This window comes from Desulfosarcina sp. (assembly GCF_046496365.1).
GTDB lineage: Bacteria > Desulfobacterota > Desulfobacteria > Desulfobacterales > Desulfosarcinaceae > Desulfosarcina.
Map to the genome: position 1 here is coordinate 1 of NZ_JAWOHB010000009.1, position 6,478 is coordinate 6,478.

The following is a 6,478-nucleotide window of genomic DNA, read 5'->3' on the forward strand; positions in this document are numbered from 1 at the left end:
TAAAAGCTATTAGTAATGTAATTCCTTTTCAATTAATATCATACTTTTTAGCAAAGGAATTAGGGAATAATATTGATAAACCAAGGAATTTAGCTAAGTCAGTTACAGTAAAATAGCTATATATCTTTATCGCTCATCCGCAGCCAGTTGGTCGTCGGCAAAGCGGACCAGGCCGCCAAATACAAGGACTATTTTCAGTGGGAGGAAGCCGTTGCAACGGCACCATCCCATCGCATCCTGGCCATGCGCCGTGCGGAGAAAGAAGACCTGCTCACGCTTTCCATCGCCCCGCAGCCGGAGCTAGCCATCGCAATTTTAGAGGCGCTTTTCGTAACCGGCGACGGGCCGGATGCCGAGCAGGTGCGCGCAGCGGCCCATGATGCCTATAAACGGCTGCTGTCGCGCTCAATGGAAACCGAGGTTCGCGTGGCGATCAAAGAACGCGCCGATGCAGAGGCGATCCGCGTTTTTGCCGAGAACCTGCGCCAGCTGCTGCTGGCATCCCCTCTGGGAGCCAAACGGGTGATGGGCATCGACCCGGGATTTCGCACCGGCTGCAAGCTCGTGTGCCTGGACCGCCAGGGCAAGCTTGTGCACAACGACACCATCTATCCCCACGGTTCGGAACGGCAGGCCGCAGCCGCCGCGCAAACCGTGATCACGCTGTGCCGAAAATTTGACATCGAGGCCGTGGCCGTGGGCAATGGCACCGCCGGCCGTGAAACCCAGGCTTTCGTGGAGGGGGCCATCGATGCGCGCTCCCTGCCGGTAATCATGGTCAATGAAAGCGGTGCATCGGTGTACTCCGCATCTGAAATCGCCCGCCAGGAATTCCCCGACCACGACCTTACCGTACGCGGAGCTGTCTCCATCGGTCGCCGGTTGATTGACCCCTTGTCGGAATTGGTCAAAATCGACCCCAAGTCCATTGGGGTGGGCCAGTACCAGCACGACGTCGATCAGTTCGCCTTGAAAGGCGCGCTGGACGATGTGGTGGTCAGCTGTGTCAACGCTGTGGGGGTTGAAGTCAACCAGGCCAGCAGTCAGCTGCTCACCTATGTGTCCGGGTTAGGGTCCCAGCTGGCCAGAAACCTGGTTGCGCACCGCGACGAACACGGCGCGTTCACCAGCCGGGAAGCGCTCAGAAAAGTCAAGCGGCTGGGGCCCAAGGCCTTCGAACAGTGCGCCGGTTTTTTGCGCATCAAAGGCGGTGAAAACCCCTTGGATGCCAGCACCGTTCACCCGGAAAGCTATGCGGTGGTCCAGGCCATGGCCGAGGATCTGGGCTGCAGCGTATCCGCTCTGATGAACGATGCCGGCCTGCGCAAGAAAATTGAGCTGAACCGCTACGTCACCGACAGCATCGGCCTGCCGACCCTCACGGACATCATGGATGAGTTGGCCAAACCAGGCAGGGATCCCCGGGAGCCCTTCGAACACTTCTCTTTCGACCCCAATGTCTCCACCGTTCAGGACCTGCAGCCTGGCATGCAGCTTCCTGGAATCGTAACCAACGTCACCAATTTCGGCGCTTTCGTGGACATCGGGGTTCACCAGGACGGATTGGTGCACATCAGCGAGCTATGCGACCGGTTCGTGAAAACACCCGCCGATGTGGTCGGCGTTCAGCAAAAAGTCACAGTCACCGTCCTGGAGGTCGACCTGCCCCGCAAACGCATCTCCCTGTCCATGAAAAGCCAACCGGGAACGAGGCCTGAGCCCCGGATCAAGGCTGATCCTGCGCGGGCGACGCGGTCGGCCGGCAGCCGACCCAAACCCAAAACCGCGCCTAAACCAGGGTCTCCGCCCCCCTTCAATAACCCCTTTGCCGACGCCTTTCGAAAACCGTCCGGGCGGTAGAAACGGATTCCCATGATCGCCGTGGTTCAGCGCGTCTTAAACAGCAGCGTCAGCATTGACCGGTCGGTGGTCGGTGCCATCGACCGCGGATTGAACGTTTTGCTGGGGGTGGCCGAGGGCGATACTGAGAAAGATGCCGAATTCCTGGCCTCGAAGGTGGTCCATCTGCGAATTTTCGAAGACGATTCCAGCAAGATGAACCGGTCCCTACTCGATTTGGGGGGACAGATGCTGGTGATCTCTCAGTTTACCCTGCTGGGAGACTGCCGCAAAGGCAGGCGGCCCTCCTTCGTCAAGGCCGCCGAGCCGGAACTGGCTCAGCGGCTCTACCACCATTTCGTGGCTCGTGTGACAGCGCTGGGAATCTCAACCCAGACAGGGCGATTCGGAGCCAGGATGCAGGTTCACATCGTCAATGATGGCCCGGTCACCCTGCTGGTTCACAGCCGGTAAGCCGAACCGGCGCCTGCGCCAACCGTCACTTTTCACGAAACCTGAAGCGCACTGAACGTCGAGCGGCCAGGATCGAATGATGAATACGCACAGACCGTGCAGGGGCGGCGCTTATCCCCGCCCGGGCACCTTCCCTACTCCCGGTGCCGGCCGTAAAGGTCCTCGAGACGGGTGATGTCATCCTCTCCGATATACCCGCCCGTCTGCACCTCGATCAGTTCCAGCGGTATCTTTCCCGGATTTTCCAACCGATGGGCGATGCCTGAGGAGATGTAGGTGGAGCTGTCTTCTTTTAAGACGAACTGTTCCGCTCCCCTGGTGACCAGGGCAGACCCGCGGACGACAATCCAGTGCTCGGAGCGATTGAAGTGTTTTTGAAGAGACAGCACACCACCGGGCTTGACCGTGATCCGGTTAACCTGGAATCGAGCGCCGCCCACCAGTTGATCCACCGTGCCCCAGGGCCGGAAAAGGCGTTTATGCGTGCGTGTCTCTTCCCGATTCTTTTTTTTAAGCTGATCGACCAGCCCCTTGACATCCTGGACACGGTCCCGGGGGGAAATCATTACCGCATCCGCGGTCTCTACAACAATGTGATCCTTTAATCCCACAGCTGCAATCAGGCGGTGTTCGGCATGCAGGTACGAGTCCTCAACATCGTGGAGCACCACATCACCCTTGACGACATTGTCCAGGTCGTCTTTTTCTCCGACCTGCCAGAGGGCTTCCCATGATCCCAGATCGTTCCAGCCGGCAGCCAGGGGCAGCATGCCGCCGCAGTCTGTTTTTTCCATCACGGCATAGTCGATGGAGTCGCTGGGGCACGCCGAGAAAGCGGCTTTGTCCAGTCTGAAGAAATCCAGATCGGATTTCCCCTTCTGGATGGCCTGCCGACAGGCAGTGACAATATCGGGCACGAAGGTCTCCAATGCGCCCAGCACCTGGGATGCCTGAAACATGAAGATGCCACTGTTCCAGCAATAGGCTTTTGAGTCCACATACTGTTTGGCCGTTTCCAGGTCCGGCTTCTCCACGAAGGCGGCAATGGCCACGGCCGACGCGTCCTGACTGCCCCCATCCAAGGCGGCGCCCATTTTGATGTAGCCATATCCGGTTTCAGGTTTTTCCGGAACAATGCCGAATGTGATCAGTCGACCCGCCTGGGCGTATGCAAAGCCATCCTTCACGACACGTTGAAATTGATCGGCAAACTGAATATGGTGATCGGCAGGCAGGATCAGCAGCACGGGATCGTCACCCTTCTCCAGTGCCCACAATGCTGCAACAGCTAGGGCAGGCGCGGTATTTCTGCCTACCGGCTCCAGGATGATGGCGTCCGCTGTGATATCGATCTGCCGAAGCTGCTCGGCTACCATGAAGCGGTATTCGTCATTGCATACCACCATCGGCTTGACCGAATGCTCCAGCCCTTCGACCCTGAGGATCGTGTTCTGGAGCATGGTGCGCCGGTCAACCAGACTGATGAGTTGCTTGGGATAGAGTGCGCGCGAAAGCGGCCAGAGCCGCGTGCCGCTGCCCCCTGCCAGGATTACCGGGAGGATCGATTTCATTGCGTTCACTGAATTCACTGAGTTTGCTGGGTTTGTTGGGTTCAATTGCGCTCACCGAACAGCGGCAGCATCACCCCGTTTAAAAAGCTTCAACCAGTTGGCCGCATTAATTCTTTGCGCAGCAGATCCAACGCCGCCATGGCGAAGATTTTTTTGTTCATCAGGCGTTTGCCGAAAGGAAAGTACAACCGACGACCAAAGGAGCGATCGGGCCCGGCAAAACCCACACAAAGGGTGCCAACGGGCTTCGCTTCGGTGCCGCCGTCAGGGCCGGCAATGCCGCTGGTGGAAAGCCCGAAGGTAGCGCCGGCCACCCGCCGGGCGCCAATGGCCATTTCGCGGGCAGTTTCCTCGTTGACCGCACCATGCTTTTCCAGTGTATCCGCCTTGACCCCCAATAGGTCCATCTTTGCCCGGTTTGAATAGGTAACACCGGAAAATAGAAAATATGCCGAGCTGCCGGCCACGTTGGTCAGCCAGTCGGCAATCAGTCCGCCAGTGCAGCTTTCCGCCAGGGCAATGGTGGCCGACCGTTCCAGCAGCAGTTTTCCCACCACGGCTTCCATCCGTTCACCTGTTGCCGATATCACATTCGGTCCCAAACGCGCCAGTGCCCAACCACCGGCACCGGTCAACCGCTGGTCCAGGGAAGCTGAATCCTTGTCCCGCCCGTAAAGCTTGACCTGAATCTGGGGGAAATTGGCCCGCAACCCCAGCTTGACGCCCGGATAAAGACTTTCCACGCCGGCCACCTTTTCACCGGCCAACGATTCGGGCAAGCCGAAGGTGGCAATGGTCAGAACCCGGCTGTGCATGGCCGCATCACCCTGCAGGGTGTTCAACTGTGGGATGACATGCTCGCCGAGCATGCGCTTCATTTCGTAGGGAACTCCCGGCAGAAAGAAAAACAGACATTTTGCGATAATCAATGCAAAACCAGGGGCCGTGCCGACCGGGTTATAGAGGATTCTGGATCCCATGGGAAGCAGTGCCTGTTTCCGGTTGGACACGGTCATCGGGCGATTGAACGTTTTAAAAAAGTGCTCTACGTTTTCGAGCGCATCTTTATTTAAGGCAAGTTCCACCCCAGCCGCCGCTGCCGCCGCCTCAGCCGAGAGATCATCACTGGTGGGCCCCAGTCCGCCGGTGACCACCGCCACTTCCGCCCGATGGGCGATCTCGCGCAAGGTGGGCACCAATATGGACAGATCGTCACCCACGCTGCTGTGGCGCACCACTTCGATGCCATTTTCCTCCAACCGCTCGGCAATAAACGCCGAGTTGCTGTCCACCAGCGCGCCCGACCGGATTTCGTCGCCTGTTGCCAGAATTTCCGCTTTCATTTAACCCTTTGCCCGGTTGGTTTGGATCCCATACGAAGGGTGCTGACAGTTGACAATAGCGATTTCAGGACAACGGTGTCAATGAAACAATTTAACCTTGTGCTTCCCCCCCGCCAAGCGCGCCGACCAGTCTGGAAGGGTTGCTTATCCGCACCTGGACCCGATGTTCCTTATGGTCGTCCACAAGCGGAACGGTCTTATCGTGTTGCGCAATGCCATCCACGCTCACGCCCATTTCGCCAACGCCGGCCATTTGCACGACCGCAATGTGGTAGACCGTCTCGCGATAGCGGTAGTGCATCGTGAACCCTTCCCATTCTGCAGGCAGGCACGGGCTGAAACGCAGTTTGTCCACCGCCAGTTCGAGACCCAGGAGCGATTCCACGATCAGCCGGTACATCCAGGCGGCCGAGCCCGTGTACCATGTCCAGCCGCCGCGGCCGGTATGCGGCGCCACCGCGTAGACATCGGCGGCCATGACGTAGGGTTCCACCTTGTAGGTGGCGGCCGCCCCTGCCGAGCGGGCATGGTTGACCGGGTTGATCATCGTAAAAAGCTCCCACGCACGCCGGTGGTCCCCCAGGCGTGCAAAGGCCATGGCCGCCCAGATGGCCGCGTGCGTATACTGGCCGCCGTTTTCACGGACGCCGGGGACATACCCTTTTATATAGCCGGGATTCAGCGCCGATGTGTCGAAGGGCGGGTCCAGCAGTTGGATCAGTCCATGGTCCCGGCGAACGAGACGTGTGTCCAGCGCATTCATGGCTATGCGGCTGCGCTCCGGATCGCCCGCGTTCGAGAGAACGGACCAGCTCTGGGCAATCGAATCGATTTGGCATTCGGGGTTGACGGACGACCCCAGCGGCGTACCGTCGTCGAAATAGGCGCGGCGGTACCACCCGCCATCCCAGCCGTGTTGCTCCAGATTCCGGCGCAGTTGGTCCGCCTCCGCCTGGCAATGCTCGACGAAAGCCAGATCCCCACGCAGGCGGGCGACCTCCGCAAAGCGCATGAGCACGTCATAAAGGAAGAATCCCAACCACACGCTTTCGCCCTTGCCGTGTGCGCCCACCAGGTTCATGCCGTCGTTCCAGTCCCCGGTGCCCATGAGCGGCAGGCCGTGCTCACCCAACTTGAGGCCGTTGCGGATGACGCGCACACAGTGTTCGTAAAGGCTGGCACAACTCTTCCAGTCCAGTGGTTGGACGCCTCTGGAGTCATATCGCTTCATCCTGATGCGATATGCGCTTG

5 protein-coding genes are annotated in these 6,478 nt (G+C 58.9%); 2 read left to right on the forward strand and 3 right to left on the reverse strand.

Translation table 11 applies throughout. The annotated features are described in order from the left end of the window. Nucleotides 1-135: 135 nt before the first annotated feature. Nucleotides 136-1,860, forward strand: a complete 1,725-nt coding sequence (locus tag R6V78_RS00340) for a helix-hairpin-helix domain-containing protein (protein ID WP_410287328.1) — start codon at nt 136-138, stop codon at nt 1,858-1,860. Between the two features lie 12 nt (nt 1,861-1,872). Further along, a complete protein-coding gene (dtd, locus tag R6V78_RS00345) occupies nt 1,873-2,313 on the forward strand; it encodes a D-aminoacyl-tRNA deacylase (protein WP_410287324.1) in 441 nt (146 codons plus the stop codon). Nucleotides 2,314-2,447: 134 nt separating this feature from the next. Here the strand turns inward: dtd and R6V78_RS00350 are convergent, their stop codons facing one another. From R6V78_RS00350 to R6V78_RS00360, 3 genes are all read right to left on the reverse strand, one after another. Then, nucleotides 2,448-3,884 carry a mannose-1-phosphate guanylyltransferase/mannose-6-phosphate isomerase gene (locus R6V78_RS00350; RefSeq protein ID WP_410287325.1) on the reverse strand — a complete coding sequence of 479 codons (1,437 nt, stop codon included), beginning with the start codon at nt 3,882-3,884 and terminating at the stop codon, nt 2,448-2,450. An 89-nt stretch (nt 3,885-3,973) separates the two neighbouring features. Continuing rightward, nucleotides 3,974-5,227, reverse strand: a complete 1,254-nt coding sequence (locus R6V78_RS00355) for a CinA family nicotinamide mononucleotide deamidase-related protein (RefSeq protein ID WP_410287326.1) — start codon at nt 5,225-5,227, stop codon at nt 3,974-3,976. A gap of 91 nt (nt 5,228-5,318) precedes the next feature. Continuing rightward, nucleotides 5,319-6,478: GH36-type glycosyl hydrolase domain-containing protein (locus tag R6V78_RS00360; RefSeq protein WP_410287327.1), on the reverse strand; the 1,160-nt coding region annotated here is incomplete at its 5' end.